The organism is Chryseobacterium cucumeris, from assembly GCF_016775705.1.
In the GTDB taxonomy this organism is placed as follows: Bacteria; Bacteroidota; Bacteroidia; order Flavobacteriales; family Weeksellaceae; genus Chryseobacterium; species Chryseobacterium cupriresistens.
In genome coordinates this window covers 2,390,572-2,413,812 of the sequence record NZ_CP068760.1, presented here as the reverse complement: position 1 = coordinate 2,413,812, position 23,241 = coordinate 2,390,572, and the positions used below count along the sequence as shown (strand labels likewise).

Annotated in this window: 25 protein-coding genes; 19 read left to right on the top strand and 6 right to left on the bottom strand. The window is 36.2% G+C overall.

Annotated features, from left to right (window positions below):
• The first annotated feature begins 21 nt into the window (after positions 1-21).
• The 5 genes from kbl to JNG87_RS10925 all read left to right on the top strand — a co-directional run bounded on the left by kbl (position 22) and on the right by JNG87_RS10925 (position 6,616).
• The gene (kbl, locus tag JNG87_RS10945; protein ID WP_110009461.1) at positions 22-1,218 is read left to right on the top strand and encodes a glycine C-acetyltransferase; all 1,197 of its coding nucleotides are present in this window, start codon (positions 22-24) and stop codon (positions 1,216-1,218) included.
• A 172-nt stretch (positions 1,219-1,390) separates the two neighbouring features.
• Positions 1,391-1,942 carry a CopD family protein gene (locus tag JNG87_RS10940; protein WP_137906052.1) on the top strand — a complete coding sequence of 184 codons (552 nt, stop codon included), beginning with the start codon at positions 1,391-1,393 and terminating at the stop codon, positions 1,940-1,942.
• Between the two features lie 59 nt (positions 1,943-2,001).
• Positions 2,002-2,730, top strand: coding sequence for an ABC transporter permease (locus JNG87_RS10935; RefSeq protein ID WP_137906051.1), 729 nt, complete (start codon positions 2,002-2,004; stop codon positions 2,728-2,730).
• A gap of 4 nt (positions 2,731-2,734) precedes the next feature.
• A complete protein-coding gene (gene gldG, locus JNG87_RS10930; protein WP_202838472.1) occupies positions 2,735-4,405 on the top strand; it encodes a gliding motility-associated ABC transporter substrate-binding protein GldG in 1,671 nt (556 codons plus the stop codon).
• Positions 4,406-4,477: 72 nt separating this feature from the next.
• The gene (locus JNG87_RS10925) at positions 4,478-6,616 is read left to right on the top strand and encodes a P-loop NTPase fold protein (protein WP_202838471.1); all 2,139 of its coding nucleotides are present in this window, start codon (positions 4,478-4,480) and stop codon (positions 6,614-6,616) included.
• A 73-nt stretch (positions 6,617-6,689) separates the two neighbouring features.
• Here the strand turns inward: JNG87_RS10925 and JNG87_RS10920 are convergent, their stop codons facing one another.
• Complete coding sequence (locus JNG87_RS10920) at positions 6,690-7,055, bottom strand: helix-turn-helix domain-containing protein (protein ID WP_202838470.1); 366 nt, start codon at positions 7,053-7,055, stop codon at positions 6,690-6,692.
• A 40-nt stretch (positions 7,056-7,095) separates the two neighbouring features.
• On the opposite strand from JNG87_RS10920, the gene JNG87_RS10915 reads away from it, so the two are divergent.
• Positions 7,096-7,257: a hypothetical protein gene (locus JNG87_RS10915; RefSeq protein ID WP_202844133.1), complete on the top strand. Its 162-nt coding sequence runs from the start codon at positions 7,096-7,098 to the stop codon at positions 7,255-7,257.
• A gap of 34 nt (positions 7,258-7,291) precedes the next feature.
• Here JNG87_RS10915 and JNG87_RS10910 read toward each other — a convergent pair whose 3' ends face one another.
• Positions 7,292-7,930 (bottom strand): hypothetical protein, encoded by a 639-nt coding sequence (locus tag JNG87_RS10910; protein WP_202844132.1) that lies wholly within the window; start codon positions 7,928-7,930, stop codon positions 7,292-7,294.
• A gap of 111 nt (positions 7,931-8,041) precedes the next feature.
• Positions 8,042-8,470, bottom strand: a complete 429-nt coding sequence (locus JNG87_RS10905; protein ID WP_110009455.1) for a DUF4268 domain-containing protein — start codon at positions 8,468-8,470, stop codon at positions 8,042-8,044.
• Positions 8,471-8,621: 151 nt separating this feature from the next.
• Between JNG87_RS10905 and JNG87_RS10900 the strand changes: the two genes are divergently transcribed.
• The 4 genes from JNG87_RS10900 (at position 8,622) to JNG87_RS10885 (ending at position 10,577) form a co-directional block, all read left to right on the top strand.
• Positions 8,622-9,029: an RrF2 family transcriptional regulator gene (locus JNG87_RS10900; protein WP_202844131.1), complete on the top strand. Its 408-nt coding sequence runs from the start codon at positions 8,622-8,624 to the stop codon at positions 9,027-9,029.
• Positions 9,030-9,117: 88 nt separating this feature from the next.
• Positions 9,118-9,309 carry a hypothetical protein gene (locus tag JNG87_RS10895; RefSeq protein ID WP_202844129.1) on the top strand — a complete coding sequence of 64 codons (192 nt, stop codon included), beginning with the start codon at positions 9,118-9,120 and terminating at the stop codon, positions 9,307-9,309.
• 1 nt (position 9,310) lies between these two features.
• Positions 9,311-10,198: a sulfite exporter TauE/SafE family protein gene (locus JNG87_RS10890; protein WP_202844126.1), complete on the top strand. Its 888-nt coding sequence runs from the start codon at positions 9,311-9,313 to the stop codon at positions 10,196-10,198.
• Positions 10,199-10,286: 88 nt separating this feature from the next.
• Positions 10,287-10,577, top strand: coding sequence for a putative quinol monooxygenase (locus JNG87_RS10885; RefSeq protein ID WP_034696070.1), 291 nt, complete (start codon positions 10,287-10,289; stop codon positions 10,575-10,577).
• Positions 10,578-10,741: 164 nt separating this feature from the next.
• On the opposite strand, the gene JNG87_RS10880 is transcribed toward JNG87_RS10885, so the two are convergent.
• A complete protein-coding gene (locus tag JNG87_RS10880; protein ID WP_202844124.1) occupies positions 10,742-12,034 on the bottom strand; it encodes a T9SS type A sorting domain-containing protein in 1,293 nt (430 codons plus the stop codon).
• 195 nt (positions 12,035-12,229) lie between these two features.
• Positions 12,230-13,036, bottom strand: a complete 807-nt coding sequence (locus JNG87_RS10875) for a T9SS-dependent choice-of-anchor J family protein (protein ID WP_202844119.1) — start codon at positions 13,034-13,036, stop codon at positions 12,230-12,232.
• Positions 13,037-13,131: 95 nt separating this feature from the next.
• Here JNG87_RS10875 and JNG87_RS10870 point away from each other — a divergent pair, with 95 nt between their 5' ends.
• From JNG87_RS10870 to JNG87_RS10830, 9 genes are all read left to right on the top strand, one after another.
• Positions 13,132-15,237 (top strand): TonB-dependent receptor plug domain-containing protein, encoded by a 2,106-nt coding sequence (locus JNG87_RS10870; protein WP_202844118.1) that lies wholly within the window; start codon positions 13,132-13,134, stop codon positions 15,235-15,237.
• 16 nt (positions 15,238-15,253) lie between these two features.
• Positions 15,254-16,369, top strand: coding sequence for an HmuY family protein (locus JNG87_RS10865; RefSeq protein WP_238349711.1), 1,116 nt, complete (start codon positions 15,254-15,256; stop codon positions 16,367-16,369).
• Positions 16,370-16,390: 21 nt separating this feature from the next.
• Entirely contained in the window at positions 16,391-17,269 is an 879-nt protein-coding gene (locus JNG87_RS10860; protein ID WP_202844117.1) for a hemin ABC transporter substrate-binding protein, read from the top strand.
• Positions 17,253-18,293 (top strand): FecCD family ABC transporter permease, encoded by a 1,041-nt coding sequence (locus JNG87_RS10855; RefSeq protein ID WP_202844116.1) that lies wholly within the window; start codon positions 17,253-17,255, stop codon positions 18,291-18,293. The genes JNG87_RS10860 and JNG87_RS10855 overlap by 17 nt, the downstream gene beginning before the upstream one ends.
• Entirely contained in the window at positions 18,293-19,066 is a 774-nt protein-coding gene (locus JNG87_RS10850; RefSeq protein ID WP_202844114.1) for a heme ABC transporter ATP-binding protein, read from the top strand. The genes JNG87_RS10855 and JNG87_RS10850 overlap by 1 nt, the downstream gene beginning before the upstream one ends.
• A 2-nt stretch (positions 19,067-19,068) precedes the next feature.
• The gene (locus JNG87_RS10845) at positions 19,069-19,719 is read left to right on the top strand and encodes a class I SAM-dependent methyltransferase (protein ID WP_202844113.1); all 651 of its coding nucleotides are present in this window, start codon (positions 19,069-19,071) and stop codon (positions 19,717-19,719) included.
• Positions 19,720-19,723: 4 nt separating this feature from the next.
• The gene (locus JNG87_RS10840; protein WP_202844111.1) at positions 19,724-20,752 is read left to right on the top strand and encodes a hemin-degrading factor; all 1,029 of its coding nucleotides are present in this window, start codon (positions 19,724-19,726) and stop codon (positions 20,750-20,752) included.
• Positions 20,753-20,867: 115 nt separating this feature from the next.
• Positions 20,868-21,740 carry a ChaN family lipoprotein gene (locus JNG87_RS10835; RefSeq protein WP_202844109.1) on the top strand — a complete coding sequence of 291 codons (873 nt, stop codon included), beginning with the start codon at positions 20,868-20,870 and terminating at the stop codon, positions 21,738-21,740.
• A 248-nt stretch (positions 21,741-21,988) separates the two neighbouring features.
• The gene (locus tag JNG87_RS10830; RefSeq protein WP_202844107.1) at positions 21,989-22,624 is read left to right on the top strand and encodes a peptide deformylase; all 636 of its coding nucleotides are present in this window, start codon (positions 21,989-21,991) and stop codon (positions 22,622-22,624) included.
• 46 nt (positions 22,625-22,670) lie between these two features.
• Here JNG87_RS10830 and JNG87_RS10825 read toward each other — a convergent pair whose 3' ends face one another.
• Positions 22,671-23,105: a hypothetical protein gene (locus tag JNG87_RS10825; protein ID WP_123278017.1), complete on the bottom strand. Its 435-nt coding sequence runs from the start codon at positions 23,103-23,105 to the stop codon at positions 22,671-22,673.
• Positions 23,106-23,241: the final 136 nt, after the last annotated feature.

Here is a 23,241-nt window from a genome sequence, read left to right as displayed (position 1 = left end):
ACATCTAAAAAATTACTAAAAATGATCTCTGAAAAATACCTTCAACATTTACAGAACGAACTTCAGAATATTGAGAATGACGGACTTTACAAAAGAGAAAGAATCATCACTTCTCAGCAGAGTGCAGAAATAGAAGCTAACGGAAAAAAGCTTTTGAACTTCTGTGCCAATAATTATCTGGGATTATCCAACCATCCGGAAGTAATGAAAGCTTCGCAGGATATGATCCAATCTCACGGATACGGAATGTCTTCTGTACGTTTTATCTGCGGAACACAGGATATTCACAAAGATTTGGAGAAAAAGATTGCTGATTTCTTAGGTCTTGAAGATACCATCCTTTACGCTGCAGCATTTGATGCCAACGGAGGTGTTTTTGAACCCCTGTTTACAGAAGAAGATGCTATTATTTCAGATGAACTGAACCACGCATCAATCATTGATGGTGTTCGTTTGTGTAAAGCAGCGAGATACAGATATAAAAATAATAATATGGAGGATCTGGAAGCTCAGCTGATTGCAGCTTCTGAGAAGAACCACCGTTTTAAAATCATCGTTACAGACGGAGTATTCTCAATGGACGGTATTGTTGCAGATTTAAAAGGAGTTTGTGATCTTGCCGATAAATATGATGCCTTGGTAATGGTAGATGATTCTCACGCAACAGGTTTCATCGGAAAAACAGGCCGTGGAACTCACGAAGCGAATGAAGTAATGGGTAGAGTAGATATTATTACTTCTACTTTAGGAAAAGCTTTAGGTGGTGCTTTGGGAGGATTTACTTCCGGTAAAAAAGAGATCATTGATATGCTGAGACAGCGTTCAAGACCTTATTTATTCTCGAACTCTTTAGCACCTGGTATCGTAGGAGCTGCATTAAGAGTATTGGATATGATTTCAGATGATACCTCTCTTCGTGATAAAGTAATGGAAAATGCAGAATATTTCAGAACGGAAATGAAAGCGAAAGGCTTTGACATTCCTGATGGGGATGCTGCTATTGTTCCGGTAATGCTTTACGATGCTCCGCTTTCTCAAAAAATGGCAGAAAAGCTTATGGATGAAGGCATCTACGTCATCGGGTTCTTCTATCCTGTGGTACCGAAAGGAAAAGCAAGAATCAGAGTACAATTATCTGCGGCTCATACCAAAGAACATCTGGATAAAGCGATTGCTGCTTTTGAAAAGGTTGGAAAAGAATTAGGAGTGATCTCTTAATTATTGAAGTGGCTACCACAATAAAAATATAATGTTCGGCTCGGGCAGCTTTGCTGCCCCGAGCCGAACTATTTTTTATATAAAATCTATTTTACTTATATTTTCCTGATCAAAAGAAATTTATTTTTAACAATTATATAATAAGCTTATCTTTGCTGTTAATTTTTTCTGAATGCTTTACACAATAATCAAAGCGCTGCACATTATTTTTATGGTAAGCTACTTTGCGGGAATTTTTTACCTCGTGAGGATTTTCGTTTACTATAAAGATACCGATGAATTTTCTGAAGAAAAAAAGAAAATTCTGAGAGAGCAGTACACTTTTATGGCCAGAAGGCTGTGGAACATTATCACAGTTCCTGCCGGGGTAATCATGGCGGTCTGCGGATTGGTGATGATCTTTTTAAACCCGGGATTAATGAAGATGGGATGGTTTCATTTAAAACTAACCTTCCTGATCGGGCTTGCCATCTACCATTACTGGTGCTGGAAAAAAGTCCTTCATTTAAAAGTTCTGAATGGAAGTACACTGCCCATTGCCAATATCAAACTGAGACAGGCCAATGAAATTGCAACGTTCATTCTGTTTCTGGTCGTATTTACCGTTATTTTAAAATCAATGGTGATCGAATACTGGTGGCAATTAATTGCAGGATTTTTCGTTCTTGTATTTCTGATTATGATGACAGTGAAACTGGTTAATAAAAATAAAAAAAACAAATAATTGTAGAGTAGGGTGCATGTCCGAATATATTCATCCCTTCTATATCTTATAAAAAAACTATGATTGCAATTTTAAAGAAAGAACTTTGGAGTTACTTTGGAAACTGGAGTGCATGGGTGATTATTGCCGCTTTCAGTTTGATAGCGACTCTTTTTCTGTTCTTTTTCGACAACGATTCTAATATTTTTGAGATTGGAATGGCCTCATTGCAGAGCTATTTCGTATTAGTTCCATGGCTGTTGATGTTTATCATCCCGGCCCTTTCTATGAAAACTTTTGCGGAAGAACAGCAAACCGGAACATTGAACTGGCTTTTTTCACAGCCGTTAAAAGTTTCAGAACTGGTGACAGGTAAATTCCTTTCCGTATGGATTGTAGGAATTTTATGTCTTATTCCATCATTAATTTATCTTTATACGGTATATGTTTTGGGAGTTCCTGCAGGAAATATTGACCTGGGAATGACCTTTGGAAGCTATATCGGACTGATAATCTTAATCGCAGCATTTTCAGCAGTGGGAATTCTTGCTTCCTCTCTCTCTCAGAATCAGATTATGGCTTATCTGCTGGGTGTTTTCATGTGTTTCATTATGTATTTTGGGATCGAACAGCTGGCAAGTTATAAACTATTGGGAGGTGCAGATTTTATCCTTCAGAATATTGGCTTCTATCAGCATTTCTTAGGCTTCACAAGAGGACTTATTGATGTTAAAGATGTGGCGTATTTTGTACTTGTCATCGGCGCTTCATTAGTATTGGCTAATCATTTTATTAACAAAAAGAAGTAGAATCATGAAGAAGTTCAATGCTAAATCTCCACTGGGAATTTTCTTAATTGCAATTGTTCCTTTGGTTATTATCCTGACCTATTCGGGAATCAGATTAGACTTAACAAAAGAAAAAAGATATACCCTTTCTGATAACACCATCAAAGTACTGGAGTCTGTTAAAAAGCCTCTGACGGTAGAAGTGTATCTGGAAGGTGACTTTCCGGCAAGTTTCAAACAGCTGCAAAGCGAAACGAAATTCATGCTGGAAGAATTCAGAAAAATTAATCCGAAGATTGATTTTAAATTTATCGATCCGATTAAAACAAAAATGTCTCAGGACACTTTGATGGCTATGGGAATGCAGCCGTCTATTCTTCCGGATGTAAAAGACGGGAAAATCTCACAGATCACGCTTTTCCCTTACGCTGTGATTAAATATGGAAATGACGGGGTTTCTATTCCTTTAGTGGTTCAGCAGGCCGGAATTGATGCCGATCAGCAGCTGACAAGATCGATTGAAGGACTGGAGTACAATCTTGTTTCCAACATTAAAAATATTGTAGCTGCCAAGAGAAAGAAAATCGGGATTCTTGTCAACCACGATGAATTGAATCCGGATGAATTCCAGGGATTTGTACAATTGGCAATGGAAAACTATGATGCAGGACCTATCATTCCTAAAAATCAGACTGAACTTTCACTGGAAGATGTTCCGCTATTAAAGCAGATGAGTGCTTTGGTGATTGCAAAACCAAGAAAAGCTTTTACAGATAATGAAAAAGTAATTCTGGATCAGTACATCATGAACGGAGGGAAAACCCTTTGGATGATTGATGCTGTAAATGCTGAAATGGATACGCTGACAAGATCCAAAAAAGTAATGCCTTTCCCTGTCGATATCAATATGACAGACTTCTTTTTCAATTACGGGCTGAGAATCAATCCTGCGTTGGTAAAAGACGTGAAAAAGTTTGCCCTGTTAAGACTGGTTACAGGAGAGGTGAGTGGAAACCCTCAGTACACAAGCTTACCTTGGCCTTATTATCCACTTGGAATTGCCGAAAATAATAATCCGGTCACCAAGAATATCAACCCTGTAAAATTTGAATTCCCGACTTCTATTGATACTTTAGGAGGAAGAAAGAATATCAAAACAAAAGTCCTTTTCGAATCCAGTGAAAGAACTTTATTGAAACAGGTTCCGAATTATGTGGATCTGAAAGAAATTGCAAGTGTAGACAGTCTTGGACAAATGGAAAAGCCAAGTACACCGAAGATCTTCGCTGTAGCCTTGGAAGGAAAATTCAACTCTGCCTATGCATCAAGAATTGAAAGAAAATCGTACCCTGGATTCAAAACATCCAGCCCGGAAAACAAAATGATTGTGATTGCAGACGGTGATGTGGGTAGAAATAAAGTAATCAAAGGAAAACCACTTCCATTAGGGGTAGATCTGTTAACGAACGAACAGTTTGGAAACGAACAGTTCCTGAGAAATGCATTGGATTATCTTTTGGATGACAGCAATCTGATGGAACTGAGAAACAGAAACATTGAAGAAAGACTTCTCGACAGGCAAAGAATTACTGAAGAGAAATCGACCTGGCAGTGGATCAATTTACTGCTTCCACTGGCTATTATCGGCCTTATCGGAGGACTGTTCTTCTGGTTAAGGAAAAAGAAATTTGGATAAAATATAAAAAAGAGAAATCGTAAGGTTTCTCTTTTTTATATTTGATTATTAAAAACTATTAAAGAGAATACTATGCAAAATGTTTATTCATCAGATAGACCTGTAGAAAAAAGGGAAGAAGATAGGTTTCAAAGATATCAGTTCTCTAAAAGGATAGCAGAAACAATTATTCATAGAGGAAGCGACGATGGTCTTGTTATAGGAATTTATGGAGCTTGGGGAGATGGAAAATCATCAATTTTAAATTTTATTGAAGGAGAGTTAAGTCATTCTGACAATATTATTATTATAAAATTTAATCCTTGGCGTTATAAAGATGAAGAGTTGTTACTTAAAAGTTTTTTTATATCAATTTCCAAATCACTTGACCAGGAACTTTCAACAAATTCAGAAAAACTTGGGAAATTTGTTGAAAAATATGGTTCTTTAACTAGTGTTTTGGGATTTGATTTTTCTGGAGCTGGAAAAGGATTAGCCGATGTTGATCTTGAAGATTTGAAAATACGAGTTAATTCTTTTATCAAGGAAAGTGAAAAAAAGATCGTTATTATTATTGATGATATAGATCGTTTGGATAAAAATGAAATTTATTCCCTCATTCGATTAGTTAAAATTAATGCAGATTTTCATAATACATTTTATATATTATCTTTTGATGATAACATGGTAGCCAATGCAATTAATGAAAGGTTTGGTCAAGAGAATAAACAAGCAGGAGAAAATTTTTTAGAAAAGATAATTCAAGTACCATTAAAAATCCCTAAGCCTCAGTCGTCTGATTTACAGGAGTATTCATTGAGTATTATCGAAAAAGTATTGATTGAAAATGATATTAAACTTTCTGATAGTGAGATGCGGAGGTATATAAATGTATTTGAAACTTATATATTACCAAAAATCAAGACTCCGCGTTATGCAGTCAGATATGGAAATAGTATTTCATTTTCAATACCCTTATTAAAAGATGAGATTAATATTGTAGATCTTTTGTTAATTGAAGCAGTAAAAATAATTTATCCTGATATTTATAAAATTATTAACCAAAATCAACAATTTTTTGCACGTACTTATTCATTATCGTTTAATAGTTTTGGAGAAACTGATAAAGCTGATATGAAAAAGATTCTTGATGAGATGCTAAATTCTTTTAATGAAAATGAAAAGATACTTGTAAAGGGTTTTTTATCTGAATTATTTCCTTCCGTTGCTGAGGTGCTAGATAATTCATTTATCGACGATATAGAGCAAATAGCTTATAAACATAAGAGGATTTCTTCGAGTAGATACTTCAATAGATATTTTGCTTATTGTGTCTTAAAAGATCAGTTTTCTGATGTTGAATTCAATCGATTTTTAGAATATGTGGAAAATAATGATCTTGAAAATGCTCAATCAAATTTTCTTCATTTAGTAAAAATTGGTACTTTTAAAAATGTTGTTATTAAATTAAGAAGTATTATAGGTGATTTGTCTTGGGAAGAAAAGAATAAGCTAATTGATATCATTGCTGTCAAAAATCTTGAAATAAATGAAGAAATTATTGAGGAAGATGGCTTTTTTTCATTTGTATACAATCCACAAAGTCAATCAGCAATGATAATAAGAAGTTTGCTTGAAGATAATGAAAATAAATCCGAGGTATTTAATAAATACAAAGAGATAATTACTAATACATCTTCTGTTGATTTTGCTATGCAATTATATATAAGTACTGAACCGGATGAAGTTAAGGGTACTTATTTATTAATTGATGAAGAAAGAAATGAACTTTTTAACTTTATTCGTAAAAAAGCTCTGTATTATGCTGATGGCATACCTTTGCATGAAAAATATCCAGATTATTATCATTCATTTTTTCGAAGTTGGAAGATTGAGGACCCTGAGCAGCAAAGTGCATATTTTGAGCAATTATTTTCAGATAATTCTGAAAAAATCATCGAATTTATTAGGCTTTATACATTAGATATACACACAACAAAAGAGCCTAAAAGATATCGATCAGATTTAGAATTACATGGATATAATGAATTATGCGAAAGTATAGATAAGGATTTATTGTTTAATAAAATAATGCAAAATTATTCTGACGAACTATTACAATTGGATGTAGAGTTTTTTGGTACAAAATTCGGGCAAACAGATAAAAATTTGCTAAAACAATTCGAGTTTTGGTATTTAAAAGACCAGGAACAAGAGAATAATGAAGAGTAGATTAATAAATTCTATCAAATTTAAAAATTGATGATAATGGTAATAAAAGAGAAACATACAGTTTCTCTTTTATTTATTTCCCTTTCAATTTTCTATTCTCTTCCTTCAAAGCTCCCACCTGCTCTTCTAAAACTTTAATATAGCTCTGCAAATTTTCCACAATAGAATTAGGAATGTTGTAATATTGATTAAAATTATTGTTTGCAGATTGGTCGTTGAAAGTTAAATTATCATTATTGACAACTCGTGATGGTTTTTCTTCCTTTATTTCTTCTACAGGAACATCAAGTGCTTTAGCAAGCTTTTCCCATTCATCATCATATATCCTTACTTCATCATTCTCTTTTCGGGAATAATTGGAGACATCTGTAGATATTATTTTAGACATATATTCTTGTGTGTAGCCTCTTTGCTTTCTTAGATTTTTTAGCTTTTCCATAACGACTTTTATATTTGTGCCTTTCTACAAATATAATAAAATGGAACAAAGTTTTAAAGCTATTTTGGAAATGATTCTGATACTGGTTTTTGTTGCAGAAAAGAGAAAGACTGCTTCCAATCGAAAACAGTCTTTATTATTTTTTAAGATCTTTATTCAGGCTTCAATTCTTGCATCTGAAAAATTGAGATCTTCCATTTAATAACTGGGGATGTGGTGTGTTAAAGAATATAAGATTATTGCTGATAGGCTTGTTTGGGAAGTAAGGCAGCTGTTTTGTAATAGCTGATGTCAGTAGGGATCTGTGCCTGAAGATCTTCGAAAGTATCATAATCATAATGGATCCAGTTTTCTTCATTGTCCGGGTCGGGTGTTTTATCTACAGCCAGTTCCAGTTTTCCGTCTTCCTGATAGCTGCATTCTATGGCTGCATATTTTTCACCGTTTTCGTCATTCGTATACCAGCATTTTATGGTTCTTTCAAGGTGTGGTTGGTGGGTTTCGTTATCGATGACCTGTGAGCAGATAAAGTTTTCAGGATCGTCCGTTTTGAAAACAGTTTTAGAAATAAGGGGCAGATCATCTACGGATAAAGAATATAATTTATTGGTAGAAATAATATAGCCGTCGGCAGTTTCTTTTCTTTCAATATCAAAAAAGTCAGATTTTTCTTTAAGATAATCCACTACCTTCACCTCGTCTTCCTCGTCACTTAGAAAATAATTGATGTTGTAAACACTGTCTTCATTGATGAATTCAATTTCTTTCAGGAAATCGGAGCCTTCTTCATAATAATACAGATGATATTCGCTTAGCTTCACAGCTTTACTTTTAGAGATGATTTCTCCAAAAATGTTTTTGTACACTTTTCTCATTTTTAATCATGTTAGTTTGTTTCATCTATTAGTTTAAGTGGTAGTGCAAAGATAAGTTTTCTTTTTTTATCTCAACCTGAAGTATAAAGTGGTATTTATTTCGTAAGTATTCTATATATCCTTTATAAAATCCTCATATTCGTAGTAAAATCTTTCGAAACCGTCCATTTTGTCCACAAAAAATTCAAAAATTTCTTGCCAGGTATTTTTATTAAAAACGGAAACATTATGTTTTTCAACCCATATCCTGCTGATGATCTTACCATTTTCAAGAGTGAAATATTCTTCCTTCTGAAAATCTCCGATGAAATCTTTTAATATATCCTCCAAAGACCAGATCTTCTCATAATAGGCATTCCGGAAAATTTCATCTTTCATTTCGATATCCAGAGAAACTTCTGCTTTTTTATTGTCGGCAGAAAACTTAAATGCCATGTCCTTGATTTTGGTATCATAAAGAATCCATTTTCTGGGAAATGATCTTCCAAAAGCTGTCCAAAATTCTTTTTTTAATTGCTGTGCTTCTTGTTTGCTGAACATATGGCAAACATAATGATTTAATAGGAGAAAGGCAAAATTGTGGTACCTAAAACCGTAAAATTACGGATAGATACACCGACATTTTTTTCGTTTGTTATTCCTGTTTTCAGGTCTTTTTCAAATATTAAACAATTTTCGTATTTTTGCTTTAATGCTTTCAAAAAAATCTCAATATGCTTTTAAGGCGCTGTCATATCTTGTAGAAAAAAGAAATGACGGCCCGATTCTTATTTCTGAAATTGCGGAACATAAAAAAATTCCTTTAAAGTTTTTGGAAAATATCCTTCTTGAACTGAAAAAAGCGGAAATCCTCGACAGTAAAAAAGGAAAGGGTGGAGGATACTTTTTCAAAGAAAATCCGGAAAATGTGAAACTGGCAAAGATCATCCGTCTTGTCAACGGTCCTATTGCGATGCTTCCCTGCGTAAGTCTCAATTTTTATGAGAAATGTGATGACTGCAATGAAGATCACTGCGGGCTTCATGATGTCCTGATAGAAGTTCGCGATGCTTCTCTGAATATTCTGGAAAGTAAAACTTTAATGGATCTGGTGGATTAACCCGGTCCTTTTTTTTGAATTAATAGTCTACTTTTTTTGTAGGATAAATATTTTATCAGATATTTGCACTACTTCAAATGAATAAACTATGATTTCAAAAGAAGAATTAAACCAATTACAAAAGCTTACCCGCTCCATTACTGCAGTGCATTCTGATGCAGCATATAGCATACCTGAAAATATTTCCTTGTACAGAAGTGCAGAAAACATACGATCGTTAAATATCTTTATTTTCAATGTGACGGATAATCAAAAAATACAGACCAAAACGATTTTTTAATATGGTGATTTCAAGAAAAATTCAGGTAAGGTTGAATGTCCTTTTGGTGACGGCTGCTATTATATCCATTGCTGTTTTTTCCATGTACGAACTGGGATATCTGGAAGAATTACAGATCATTCTGGCCAAGGATCATTATATTTTTTACTGGATGCTCCTGGTAGGTGTTTTTGCAGAAATTGTGGCAGGTTCCATGGGAATGGGATATGGAGTTATTTGTACCACGACCCTTATGCTTCTGAATATTCCGCCGCATATTGTAAGTGCAAGTATTCATTCTGCAGAAAGTTTCACCACTGCTGCGGGAAGCCTCAGCCACATTAAACTGAAAAATGTAAGCAAAAGTTTGGTGAAAAAGCTAGCTATTCCGGCTGTGATCGGAGCAATTATCGGAGCTGTCAGTCTTACTTATCTGGGAGAATATTATGCGAAAATCACCAAAACATTGATTGCTTTTTACACTTTATACCTTGGATTTCAAATCCTGTCAAATGCATTTAAGAAAAAACAGAGCAAAGCCCTGAAAAGAAAAACCAATCTGACCAGGCTGGGTGTGATCGGTGGTTTTATAGATTCTTTTGCCGGAGGAGGCTGGGGGCCTTTGGTGACCGGAACACTGATTAAAAATGCATTCACCCCAAGATTTGCCGTAGGAAGTTCTACCGTGGCCAAATTTATTCTTACCATAACGGCTGCAGTTACTTTTTTCTTTACCCTGGGAATCCAGCACTGGAATATTATTTTAGGGCTTTTGATCGGAGGAATTGTGACCGCTCCTTTTTCCGCAATGCTCACAGCAAAGCTTCCTGTGAAGAAAATGTTTGTTATTATCGGAACCCTGGTGATTGTGATGAGTTCTATAACTATTTATAAATCAGTTTTTAATTAAAAATTATGTTGGGTGTGGAAAAATAAAAGGATTAAAAAGGTTTTCGGTTTTGAAAATATTTTACTTTTACATCACTAAATATTAGAACATGAATTTACATATCATTGCACTTTTTAAGTTTAATGAAAATTATCTGATGGACGCTGTAGAGCTGTTTCAAAACCTTGTGAAAGAAACAAGAAAAGAAGAAGGCTGTCTGCAGTATGACCTTATTGAAGATAAAGATAATAAAGGGACTTTCTTCCTGATCGAGCTTTGGGAAAGTGTTGAGCACCACAACAGGCATAACGGGCAGGACCACTTGTTGGATTTCCGTAAAGATGCTTCCAAAATTATGGAAAGTTCTGTAGAGGTTTATAAAGGATTTAAAATATATTGATGGTATTGAAGGATTTAAAGATTTAAAAATTTAAAGAAGAATCTTATATAACTATTTGTTTTATATCTTTTTAAGTTCTTTAATGAAGAAAAAATAAAAGGCGGTTTCAACAATCTGAAACCGCCTTTTTATTAGAAAAAATAGAAAGTATTAAAATTGAAAGTTTATTTTACGATAAGCTTTTTCGTCTCCGAATGACCACCGTAAGTAATTTTTACAAGGTAATTTCCTGAAGTAAGGGTAGAAACATTCAAATCCTGCTTATAAAAACCAGTCTGGTTCGTAAGTTCAGCTGAATAGACCTTTTTCCCGGTCTGGTCATAGACCTCTACATTTCCCTTATTACCTGTTTTTTCTTTAACATCAAAAAGAACCGTTACTTTTTTATCCGCCGTAGTTGGATTAGGATAAATACCGAAAGATGCTTTTTTTCCTACTTCGGTAATTCCTAACGTTTCTGTGATCTTTTTGTATTTGAAATACATATTTCCTGTACTGGCACCACCATTGGTTGTGAAGTACATTCTGTAGTAATCATTGCCTTTTTTGACGTAGTATACCACATCATTTTTCACAGTCCCGATCCCTTTCCATGAGTGTCCTACCGTAGTGATCTCTGATGAGAAATTGGCTGTGGCAGGAACGGTGTTAGCTGCTGTTTGCTGTGTTTCTGGCTGTACCATTGCCACTTTTATGTTCGGACTTTGAATCGCTCCGGAAAGCGGGTACATCTGTACACCCATATAGAACGTATAATATTTGGTGAATACGAAGTCCCATGCCGTTCTGGAAGGTTCCAGATTGGGAACTTTTTCTCCGGTATCAAATGAGAAATAGTTGAAATATGAATCATCTGTTCCGTTGGCGATGGTTCTGGTTTCTGTAGCTCCCCATGAAGTCCCGTTCCATTTTGAATACTTGAAGGTATATCCTGCAAAAGCATCTTCAATAGCAAACTTGATATAGGTTCCTGCAGCATATTTTAAAACAAAAATAGCTTTCCCCTGAATGTGGTGGTTCACCGGGTTATAAACGCCCCATCCGGTTGAAGGAATATTGGGGTTTGGAGAAGTCACAGGTCCCTGTTCAAAAGCGCCCTGGCTCCAGTCAGTGGTCTGGTCCGGATTATAAAGAGGATCTCCCCATGAAGCTTCATTGCTGATGCTGATGTTATCCCAGTCTGCTAAGTTGGTTGATGCAGTGAATACTTCAATATCCTTAGCATCATTGACTCTGGATCCGAATGCATAGTTTGAATTTCTATAAAAAGCAATATCCCACGTATTGGCTGGCTGAGAAACCATATTACCATCTGCAAGGTTTACAAACACGCGGTTTTGGTATCCGCTTCCCATGGTCATATTTACCTGTGAGTATCCCAACGCGTCAGTCTGCGCCAAAACAGTCTGCTGAACAGACAGTGCCAGTACTGATGCCAATAATAGTTTTGTTTTCATAATTTATTTTTTAAATCCTTATTTAGAATGATTCCACAAAATTATATAATTATTTTTAATCAGTCTAAATAAAAACATGATTTTTATCGTGTTTTTATTTTAGTCACATAAAAAAATGCTAAAATCAGAACATAGAAAAGCCGGTAAAAAAAGTCCTACCGGCTTTAATAAAGGCCAATAATAGTCTGATAAACCTTATTTTTTGATGAATTTTGATTGGATCAATCTGCCTTCTGCAGTCTCAATATTCATATAATAAACACCCGTCTGAAGGGTATTGATGTCAAAACTTCTTCCATTGAGTTTTCCTTCAGCTACTTTGCTGCCTGCTGCAGAATAAATCTGAATGTTTTTAGGATCTTTTTTGACAATGAATTCTATTGCAGACTGATCAGAATTTAAGGCAAATCTGAAATTTTCTGTCGATTTATGGTTGTCTGATACGCCTAAAGAGGCGGTCGTGTTATACACTACATTATCCACCTGGATTGCTACGTGAGTAGCAGTAGGAGTGAACTTAAATACAATGTATGAACCTGTGGATGCCGGAATATTAACACTGATATTCTGCACGGTGCCGATAGTGGCTACATTAATAGGGCTTCCTACAGGAACGAATGTTGACATATCTGCAGGGTTGGATGCTACTCCTATCTGAATGCTTCCAGGGCCGGGAGACGGAGACACTAAAGTAGTATCGAAAGTCAGTGTTTTGTTTCCGGTGGGAGTTTCAATCTGTGGTGTAATAAGGTAAGATGAACCTGTAGCATTATTTCCTGCATACGACTGAACAAACCGGTTGGAATCTCCTGCTACAATCATTCTTGGAGGTACAGGAGGAAACTCACCGGTGATGGGTGCAACAATGGCAGACCATCCAAACTGAGGGAAAGTTGTGTTCCCAGCGGTAAAATTGTTGAAATTTTCATTGATGTTAGACACCTGAGCATTCGCCGTTAAGGCTGTAAACATCAGAGCTCCTAAAAGTAATTGTAATTTCATAATATTATTTTTATTTAGAATTATTCCACAAAAATATATAATTATTTTTAATGAGTCTAAATAAAGTTTTATATTTGCTGAAAATTTGTACCCTTATGAAGAAGAAAGTGCTTTCCGTTCTATCATTATCCGTGGCCTTATGGGTAAATGCACAAGAAAAGGATTCTCTTAATCAAAAGAAAATTGAAGAAGTTGTTATTACAGGACAGTACATGCAGCAGTCCATTAACAAATCGATATATAAGGTTGATGTTATTGATGCAGAACAGATCAAAAATATGGCAGCAACGAATGTCGCCGAGGTTTTGAATCAAAGTCTTAACATACAGATCACTCCGGATACCCGCTCAGGAAATTCCACCGCCAATATCATGGGGCTTAATGGTGATTATGTAAAGATCCTTATAGACAATATTCCGGTAGTAGGGGATACAGGGCTGGGAAGTAACATTGACCTTACCAAAATTACCTTAAGCAATATCGAAAGAATAGAAATTGTAAAAGGAAGTATGGGGGTTGAATATGGAAATGGAGCTGTTGCCGGGGTCATCAACATTATTACCAAAAAAAACAGTACAAAAAAGATCAGTGTTAGAGGTTCGATACAGGAAGAAACAGTAAGGGACAACTATGATCTTAAAAAAAGAGGAAACGGAAGGCATATTCAGAACCTTAATGTAGATTATAATATCAGCAATGAGTGGTTTGCCAGCATCAATTTCAACCATAACCAGTTTATGGGATATGAAGGGGAAAGCAAAGGCTACAAATATTTCGGACAGGATAACCAGAGAGGGTATGAATGGAACCCGAAAGATCAGTATGATGCTTCTGCTTTATTAAGATATACCAAAAATAAAACGACATTCTTTTACAAGTTGTCTTATCTTGACGAAAAATTCAATTTCTATAATCCGGAGGTGAACAGAAATCCTCTTAATGATGGGTTGGGCGGTGTTTCGTATGAAAGCAGAGACAGAAGATATAACACCGACCGATGGATTCACCAGTTCAATATTCAGACTAATCTGGGACATATCCGATACATGGGAGACTTCTCGTATCAGAACCAGGACAGGAAATACTACGACTATAATTACGATATCCCGAACAGACAAATCAAGAGCCGTCAGGACGAAAAGTCTTATTATAAGACCGATGTCATCTACTCCAGAGGAATGTTCAGCAACTTCCTCGACAGCAAGGTTTTTGATTTCCAGTTAGGATATGAATTAGACTATACCAATGGCTATGCTGCTTTGATTGCCGGAGATTTCTTCGGTGAAGCGGTAAAAAGAAAGATCTTCACCTACTCCAATTTCCTTTCTGCAGAATGGAATGTTTCAGATAAATTTTCATTAAGACCGGGAGTAAGACTTTCCCTTAGCGAAAACTTTAATAATCAGTACAACTATTCTTTATCAGCAAGATATAAAACCTCTGAGAATTCAAACCTTAGAGCAGTTGTGGGATCTGCTAACCGCTTCCCTAAATATGACGAGCTGTACACTTATTTTGTGAATCTTAACCATGATGTACAGGGAAATCCGGACTTGAATCCTGAAAAGGGATTCTCTGCAGGACTTTTCTGGAATCAGAACTTTTCAGCAGATAATGGCTGGAAGATCGCTTATGGAGTAGACGCATTATACCTTGATGTACGTGACAGGATTGAAATGGTAATGGTAAAGGAGCCTTCCACCTATAAATATATGAACCTTAATACCTATAAAAATCTACTATTCTCCGCTAATGTAGATTTCAGAAAAGATCAGTTTGCCCTGTCTTTAAGAGGATCAGTAAACGGAACATCAGTATCGATGATTGATTTGAAATCTTCTTCCCCAACAGACTTTCAGTATCTGGTACAGGCAGGCGCTTCAGCAAATTACAAACTGAAAAGTACCGACACTAATTTTGCCCTTTACTACAAATTCACAGGTCCGGACAGAATTTATGTATCCGATGGAGCTAATGACTTCCGCCTTGGAAAAATAGATAGTTTCCATATGATGGATTTCATCGTAAGCCAGCCATTCTGGAAGAAACATTTTGAAATTTCTGCAGGAGTGAAAAATATATTTGATGTCACAAGGTTAAACTCTACGGCAGTAGCCGGTTCAGCTCATACAGCTGCGAACGGGTTTGTTAATTTATATTATGGCAGAAGCTATTTTGCCCGATTAATGTTTCAATTTTAAATAATAAGTTAAGATTATGAAGTATTTAAAAATAATATCTGTTCTTTCCATCATGGCAACCACACAGTCTTGTCTTTCTGCAGACGAAGATCCGGTTCCGGTTCCGCCTATGACGGGATCTGAAGTAAGTGTGCCAATTGGCGGCCCCACAGAACCTAACCAGGTTTGGATCGATTTAAGTGACTACACCAATCCGGCGGTCAACAGCAGGACAGACTGGGATCTTGGTTTTTACAACGGCGACGCATACAGAGTGATCATGAACGGATCTCTTGCCATGACGGTGGTCAAAATACCCAACGCATCAGACATTAGTAAAGTAAAAGAAGCTGATATTTCAAGTTTAAAAGATATTGCTCAGGTAGGAACATTTGATGCTGCCAATATGAAATATGTTGACAATCCGAACGGAGACTTCTTAAATCAGACTTCAGGAATTGATGCCATCAAAGAAAATGATGCTGATAACCCAGTTTATCTGATCAATCTTGGGAGAGAAATACCTTCTGCTAACAATATCGGGGCAGGTTCAGTTTCATTGTCCGGTGATCCGAGAGGATGGAAAAAAATTCAGATTCTGAGAGCTCAGAATGGATACAAAATCCGTTATGCTGACGTGAATGCAGCAGAAGCAGACATCAAAGAATATATCATTACCAAAGATACAGAATACAGCTTCTCATTCTTCAATCTGAAAACAGGAACCCCGGTAAAAATTCAGCCAAAGAAAAAGAAATGGGATCTGGCATTCACAACATTTACCAATGAAGTTTTCATGGGACCTACAACCAGTGCAGGTAGCTATTTTTATGCAGATTTTGTAACAACCAATACTTTGAATGGAGTAGGTGCTTACCAGGTAACAGTTACAGGAAATCTTGATGCTGCTTACAATGCATTTAAACTAAAAGATGTAGAGTCTTCAAAATTTGTTTTCAATGACCAGAGGGCTATCGGCGATAAATGGAGAACCACTACCGGTACAGCATCCAATCCTGTTCCTTTTGTGTATGCAGACCGTTTTTTTGTATTGAAAGATGCTGAAGGCTTTTATTTCAAGCTGAGATTCAATACCATGAAAAATACAAAAGGAGAAAGAGGATACACCAATTTTGAATTCGAACCTTTATAAATAATCAAATAATAGTATATCATGAAAAAATTCATCCTTGCAGCTTCTGTTCTTGTAGCAGTATATTCTTGCAAAAAAGCAGAGACAGGAGCAAAAGAAAATACAACAGAAGCCATTTCAGAAGCACCCAAAACCAACAATAAAATAGTAACATTAAACGGAGGAATTACTGAAATCGTAGCTGCTTTAGGCCACGAGAAAGAAATAGTGGGAACTGATGTTACCAGTACCTATCCTGCCTCATTAAAAGCTACAGCGAAAGATTTAGGACACATGAGATCAATGACAATTGAACCGATCATGGCTGTAAACCCAACATTGATTCTTGCTTCTGATAAAGATATCAACCCGGAATTAATGGGGAAAATCAAATCCTCAGGGATTCAAACCGAAGTTTTTAAACAGGAATATACGGTTGAAGGAACTAAAAAACTGATCGAACAGGTAGCAAAAGCGATCGGAAATACAGATTATCAGAAACTAAACGATAAAATTGATGCTGACTTAAAGCAAGTACAGCCTATTGCTAAAAAGCCCAAGGTATTGTTCATCTACGCAAGAGGAAATATGCTGATGGTGAGTGGTAAAAATACCCCAATGGCTTCATTGATCACTCTTGCAGGAGGAGAAAATGCAGTGACTGATTTTGAAGATTTCAAACCATTGACACCGGAAGCCGTTGTAAAAGCTAATCCTGATGTATTATTCTTCTTTGAAACCGGTTTACAGGGAGCAGGAGGAAACGAAGGTGCGCTAAAAATGCCGGGAGTATCTCAGACTAATGCAGGTAAAAACAAGAAAATCATTGCAATGGACGGAGGTTTGGTATCGGGTTTTGGACCAAGAGTAGGAGAAGCAGCAGTAGGATTAAACAAACTTTTAATTGAAAGCACCAAGTAAACTATACTTTTATCTTGTTATAAGTGCGGTACTGCTTGTCATTATAGCAGTGCTGTCACTTAATACAGGAGTCTATGATTTCGGAGAAAACTCTCGGTTCAGGGCTCTGTGGCAATTTATAAAAGGAGATTCCGGTTTGTCACTCAGTGATAAATATGTGATCTGGGACGTAAGAGCCGCCAGAATTATCATGGCCATTTTAATAGGAAGTATGTTGTCGGTTTCAGGAACAAGTCTTCAGGGACTTTTCAAGAATCCTCTGGCAACGGGAGATTTAATAGGACTTACATCAGGAGCAACATTGCTGGCAGCTATTGCGATTGTTTTAGGAGGACATTTCAAAGAATATCTTCCTGAAGCTGTACAATTTTCACTGGTAGGAATAGCCGCTTTTATCGGTTCTTTTTTATCCATGATGCTGGTCTACAGAATTTCAACAAGCGGAGGAAAAACCAATGTAGTGATGATGCTGCTTACCGGAGTTGCCATAACAGCTATCGGGTTTTCGATAACCGGATTTTTGATCTATATCTCAAAAGATGAGCAGCTGAGAGATCTTACTTTCTGGAATTTAGGAAGTCTGGCTGCCGCTACATGGACGAAAAATATTATTCTGGCTATTGTTGCAATTATTGCTTACATTATTTTACTTCCAAAAGGAAAAGCATTGAATGCAATGATGCTGGGAGAGAAAGATGCACAACATCTGGGAATCAATGTGGAAAGACTGAAAAAACAGATCATCATCACCGTGGCATTAATGGTGGGAACCTGCGTGGCATTTTCAGGAACAATTGGTTTTGTAGGGCTTATTGTACCCTATATTTTAAGGCTTTTATTTAAATCTAATTATGTTTTTATTTTGCCATTATCAGCGATGTGCGGAAGTATTTTGTTATTAACGGCAGATACCTTCAGCAGAAGTATTGTGGCACCGTCAGAACTGCCGATAGGGATTTTAACAGCCTTAATGGGAGGCCCTATTTTTATCGCCATTTTGGTTAAATTTAAAAAATCACTGTAATGATTAAGGCACACCAGATTAATTATCAACATAAAGAATTCCGGATTCTGGACGGGGTAGATGTCTCCCTGGAATACGGTGAATTTCTGGCTATTGTGGGACCGAACGGAGCAGGGAAGTCAAGTCTTCTGAGTGTATTGGCAGATGAAGTGAAGTCCGGCCATAACAAGGTCTTGTTTAAAAATAAACCGATCAGAGAATGGAATATTCAGGAACTTTCAAAACACAAAGCCAAGTTCTCGCAGCATAACAGCCATGATATTCCGCTTGAAGTGAAGGACGTGATCATGATGGGAAGGTATCCTTATTTTGATGCCCAGCCCGGAAAAGAAGATCTTGAAGCCATGAACAATATGATGTACGAAACCGATATTTTTCATCTGAAAGAAAGAGAATACAACACCCTTTCAGGTGGAGAAAAACAGCGTGTACATCTTTCCAGAGTAATGGCTCAGCTTGAAAATGGAATTGCCCACAAACTGGTTTTTCTGGACGAACCTTTGAATAATTTAGATATAAAACATCAATATAAAGCATTGGAAATTATCAAAAATTTCACCAAAAAAGCCAACAGTGCTATTGTCGTTTTACATGATCTGAACCTTGCTGCACAGTTTGCAGATAAGATTTTATTAATGAAATCAGGACAGGTTTCTGCCTATGGAACCCCACAGGAAGTTTTTACTGAAGAAAATATCAGCAATGCCTATAATTTTCCCTGTACCATCTGCGGGCACCCTATTACCAATAACCCAATGATCATTTTTGGATAACCATGGAAAAAGAAGAACTCAAAATCCTCGCACAGAATCTTGCCAACCCTCAGGGTGAAAAAGGCATTGAGATTGGTGAAATGATGAATGCCACTAACATCAGCATGACGTTAGAAAGTATCAAAACACTTGTGATTGATGACGGCCAGCAAATCCTTGAAATAGGACACGGGAATGCCGCACACCTGAAAAGTATCATGAACCTTGCCAAAAACCTGAAATACACAGGGATTGACATTTCTGAAACCATGCACAATGAAGCCAAAAGGCTCAATAAAGAATTTGAAAGTCAGGCGGAATTTGTTTTATACGAAGGGAAGAAACTTCCTTTCAAAGATGAAACTTTTGATAAAATATTTACAGTCAATACCGTATACTTCTGGGAAAATCCCGTGGAATTCTTAAACGAAATCTACAGGGTTTTAAAAGATGACGGAACATTCGTTCTTACATTCGGACAAAAAAAATTCATGGAAAAGCTTCCATTTACAGAGTATGATTTCACTCTGTACAACAACAGCGAAATGGAAGAGCTGATTTCAAAAAGTCATTTTAAGAGAATGAAAACTTCTGAAAGAGAAGAAGAAATAAAAAGTAAAACAGGAAACGAAACGATACGAAGAATTTATACAATTTTAACCATAAAAAAGTAAAGTAATGAGCACATTAGTTAATGATTTAAAGGAAAAATGGGAAGCTCTGAAAGCAGAAAATCCACATATCAGAATAAGAAATGCAGCAGCACAGTTAGAAGTAAGTGAGGCAGAATTATTGGCAACAAGCATAGGAGAAGGAGTAACTGTCCTGAACCCGGATTTCCAGGGAATCCTTACAGAAGCTGAGCAGTTAGGAAAAGTAATGGCGCTTACCCGTAATGATGAATGTGTTCATGAAAGAAAAGGGACTTACCTGAACGGAGACTTCAGCAGCCCTCATGCACAGCTTTTTGTGGGTGAAGATATCGATCTCAGAATTTTCCTTAACCACTGGAAATTTGCTTTTGCAGTACTGGAAGGAGAGAAGAAAAGCCTTCAGTTTTTCGGAAAAGATGGTCTGGCACTTCACAAGATTTATCTGACAAAGGACAGTAATGAAGCTGCTTTCGATGCGATCGTAGAAAAATTCAGAGCAGAAGATCAGAATCAGGCATTGGCTTTTGAAGCAATCGCTCCAAAACAGGCTGAAAAAGCAGATTCAGACATTGATGTAGAAGGCTTTAAAAAAGCCTGGACAGAATTGAAAGATACTCATGATTTCTTCATGATGACCAGAAAATATGGAGTAAGCAGAACGCAGGCATTAAGATTGGCTCCGGAAGGATTTGCTAAGAAAATTGATAATGCGAAAGTGGTGAATATCCTTGAAGATGCTTCTGAAAAGAACGTTCCAATCATGGTTTTCGTTGGAAACAGAGGGATTATCCAGATCCACACAGGAAATGTGAAGAAAACACTTTGGCACCAGCAATGGTTCAATGTAATGGATCCTGATTTCAACTTACATCTTGACGTAACGAAAATTGCAGAAGCGTGGATCGTGAAAAAACCGACTGAAGACGGAGAGGTAACCGCTATCGAAGTATTCAACAAAGAAGGAGACTTTATCGTTCAGTTCTTCGGAAAAAGAAAACCTGGAATTCCTGAGCTTCAGGAGTGGAAGGACCTTGTAGCAGCTTTAGAGAAATAATAATTAGATGATTTGAATGAGACCGTTTTGTTTGTAAAATTCAAAGCGGTCTTTTTTATTGAAACAATCTGCAAGTGCAGGAATATTTGTGTAATTTGTGACTAAATATAAAAAAATGAAACATATTTTCATAGCGATACTGCTGGCTGGTTTCTGTGCATTGAAAGCACAGGATTTAAAAGCATATCAGTTTTATGATAAAAAAGGAAAAGAAGTAAAGACAGAAAAGCTGGTAAAAGAACTGGCAGATTATGATGTGGTCTTTTTTGGCGAAAATCATAACAGTTCCATCAATCATTGGCTTCAGCTTAAAATTACAGAAGCGCTGTTTGCGAAAAAGAACGGACAGCTGATCTTAGGAGCGGAAATGTTTGAAAGAGATAACCAGACGCAGCTGGATCAATATTTAAACGGAAAATTTGATGCAAAAACATTAAAAGATTCTGCCCGTTTGTGGAACAATTATGCAACTGATTACAAGCCTTTAGTGGATTTTGCGAAAGATAAAAAACTGAATTTTATTGCCACGAATATCCCGAGAAGATATGCCTCTCAAACGGCAAAAGAAGGTCTTGAATCCTTGAATAAATTAAGCGAAAAAGAGAAAACCTACATTGCACAGCTGCCGATTAAAGTGACTTTAGACACTCCTGGCTATCCGGAAATGAAAAAGATGATGGGAGATCATGCAGAAGGAACCAAAGTGATGAATTTTATTTCAGCTCAGGCTACAAAAGATGCTACAATGGCTGAATCTATCCTGAAAAATTACCAGGCGGGAAAAACCTTCATCCACTATAATGGAAACTACCACAGTAAAGAATTTGGTGGAATTTATTGGTACATCAAACAGAAAAATCCTAATTTGAAAATGGCCGTAATTTCTGTTTTTGAATCGGACGATCCTGAATTGAAAGTTCCGACTAAAGATTATATCCCGACAGATTTCAATCTGATGATCCCTGCGGATATGACAAAGACTTTTTAATTTTTTCACAAAAGTGTCATTCTGACGAAGGAAGAATCTCACTGTTAATTAATTATGAGATTCTTCAATCCATTGCATTCCTTTCAGAATGACAAAAATCAATTACTTACATTCAATTCAATAGAAACGGGCTTTAGCCCGTTTATTTTTTATGCTAACTTCTATTGGCTTTAGCCAAAACATAAAAATCAGCGTTCTATAATCATTTTTATTCCACAATATTTACCTTTGTATAACATTCAAAACATATGAAAAAAATCCCCATTCTGCTGATCTTTTTTATCGGATTGTTCAATGCACAAAAACTGACTTCCAATGAACTTTCCATCATCAATCAGGGAGATGTTAATAGGGCGTTGCCTATCTATCAGACAACAGATGTCAATCAGCATAAAACCTTGCTGAGTATTTCTTCAGAAGCTGATCCTCTTGATCCTAACACCGCTGTTCTGGTAAAAAGGATGAAAGAATCTCTTCTTTCAACAGATGGCGGAGTAGGTATTGCAGCCCCACAAGTGGGAATCAACAGAAAGATTATCTGGGTGCAGCGTTTTGATAAGGAAGGAACACCGCTGGAATATTTTATTAACCCGGTCATTGTATGGCGTTCCGATCTGCAGAATCTTGGTCCCGAAGGAGATTTATCTATTCCTGATTTCAGAGATCAGTTCTACAGAAGCAAAGTTATCCAACTGGAATATGTGGATTTGAAAGGACAGAAATATTCAGAAATTGTAGAAGGTTTTACTGCGGTGATTTTCCAGCATGAAATCGACCATCTTTTCGGAATCCTGATTTCCGATAAAAAGGAAAAAGAAAAAAACGATTCTTATAAAAAGGTAGATGCCTATCAGAAAAGTGACGTAAATAAAGACAGGAGGTAATTACGAATTATAAATGATAAGTTATGAATGATGATAAGATTGAATACTATCCATATTTTATAATAAAATCTTCTCCATCTTCATAACCTGCGGGATACACATAGGTAATTACCCCGATATCTGATTGTAAAACTTCTTTTAGCTTATTGAAGTACATATCTCTTTTCTCTTCCGTGGTGTCCATTGTTAGGCTCATAATAAGCCTGTCATCATCTGTAATATTGGCACCCACCATTATTTTGTCTGGATTATCATGATATTTATTCCAGTAAAAAGTTTGGTCAAGGGCAGGATTTTCGATGAAATAACCAATCATTTCGTCTTCTGTTTTAAAAATATAATCTTTGTCGTGCCTTGGGAAAGTATAATCGAGATTTAATTTTTCATATCCGGGAAGGAATGTGTTTAGAACAAGATCAATCGTCTTTCTTGATTTTTGCCCTGCATACACCTGGCATACAATATCTATAATGATTTCCATGACACAAAATTACTCTATTTTAATATCATATTGGGTTATAAATGACGAATGACATTCATAAACACTATATATAAAAAAATAGCCTCAATGATCTGCGCCATCATTGAAATCAGCGGGAAAATAAAAAAATAAAAAG

Excerpts from the sequence above, each read along its gene's own strand:
- kbl (WP_110009461.1), top strand. The coding sequence starts at position 22 with ATGATCTCTGAAAAATACCTTCAACATTTACAGAACGAACTTCAGAAT.
- JNG87_RS10940 (WP_137906052.1), top strand. The coding sequence starts at position 1,391 with ATGCTTTACACAATAATCAAAGCGCTGCACATTATTTTTATGGTAAGC.
- JNG87_RS10935 (WP_137906051.1), top strand. The coding sequence starts at position 2,002 with ATGATTGCAATTTTAAAGAAAGAACTTTGGAGTTACTTTGGAAACTGG.
- gldG (WP_202838472.1), top strand. The coding sequence starts at position 2,735 with ATGAAGAAGTTCAATGCTAAATCTCCACTGGGAATTTTCTTAATTGCA.
- JNG87_RS10925 (WP_202838471.1), top strand. The coding sequence starts at position 4,478 with ATGCAAAATGTTTATTCATCAGATAGACCTGTAGAAAAAAGGGAAGAA.
- JNG87_RS10920 (WP_202838470.1), bottom strand. The coding sequence starts at position 7,055 with ATGGAAAAGCTAAAAAATCTAAGAAAGCAAAGAGGCTACACACAAGAA.
- JNG87_RS10915 (WP_202844133.1), top strand. The coding sequence starts at position 7,096 with ATGGAACAAAGTTTTAAAGCTATTTTGGAAATGATTCTGATACTGGTT.
- JNG87_RS10910 (WP_202844132.1), bottom strand. The coding sequence starts at position 7,930 with ATGAGAAAAGTGTACAAAAACATTTTTGGAGAAATCATCTCTAAAAGT.
- JNG87_RS10905 (WP_110009455.1), bottom strand. The coding sequence starts at position 8,470 with ATGTTCAGCAAACAAGAAGCACAGCAATTAAAAAAAGAATTTTGGACA.
- JNG87_RS10900 (WP_202844131.1), top strand. The coding sequence starts at position 8,622 with ATGCTTTCAAAAAAATCTCAATATGCTTTTAAGGCGCTGTCATATCTT.
- JNG87_RS10895 (WP_202844129.1), top strand. The coding sequence starts at position 9,118 with ATGATTTCAAAAGAAGAATTAAACCAATTACAAAAGCTTACCCGCTCC.
- JNG87_RS10890 (WP_202844126.1), top strand. The coding sequence starts at position 9,311 with ATGGTGATTTCAAGAAAAATTCAGGTAAGGTTGAATGTCCTTTTGGTG.
- JNG87_RS10885 (WP_034696070.1), top strand. The coding sequence starts at position 10,287 with ATGAATTTACATATCATTGCACTTTTTAAGTTTAATGAAAATTATCTG.
- JNG87_RS10880 (WP_202844124.1), bottom strand. The coding sequence starts at position 12,034 with ATGAAAACAAAACTATTATTGGCATCAGTACTGGCACTGTCTGTTCAG.
- JNG87_RS10875 (WP_202844119.1), bottom strand. The coding sequence starts at position 13,036 with ATGAAATTACAATTACTTTTAGGAGCTCTGATGTTTACAGCCTTAACG.
- JNG87_RS10870 (WP_202844118.1), top strand. The coding sequence starts at position 13,132 with ATGAAGAAGAAAGTGCTTTCCGTTCTATCATTATCCGTGGCCTTATGG.
- JNG87_RS10865 (WP_238349711.1), top strand. The coding sequence starts at position 15,254 with ATGAAGTATTTAAAAATAATATCTGTTCTTTCCATCATGGCAACCACA.
- JNG87_RS10860 (WP_202844117.1), top strand. The coding sequence starts at position 16,391 with ATGAAAAAATTCATCCTTGCAGCTTCTGTTCTTGTAGCAGTATATTCT.
- JNG87_RS10850 (WP_202844114.1), top strand. The coding sequence starts at position 18,293 with ATGATTAAGGCACACCAGATTAATTATCAACATAAAGAATTCCGGATT.
- JNG87_RS10845 (WP_202844113.1), top strand. The coding sequence starts at position 19,069 with ATGGAAAAAGAAGAACTCAAAATCCTCGCACAGAATCTTGCCAACCCT.
- JNG87_RS10840 (WP_202844111.1), top strand. The coding sequence starts at position 19,724 with ATGAGCACATTAGTTAATGATTTAAAGGAAAAATGGGAAGCTCTGAAA.
- JNG87_RS10835 (WP_202844109.1), top strand. The coding sequence starts at position 20,868 with ATGAAACATATTTTCATAGCGATACTGCTGGCTGGTTTCTGTGCATTG.
- JNG87_RS10830 (WP_202844107.1), top strand. The coding sequence starts at position 21,989 with ATGAAAAAAATCCCCATTCTGCTGATCTTTTTTATCGGATTGTTCAAT.
- JNG87_RS10825 (WP_123278017.1), bottom strand. The coding sequence starts at position 23,105 with ATGGAAATCATTATAGATATTGTATGCCAGGTGTATGCAGGGCAAAAA.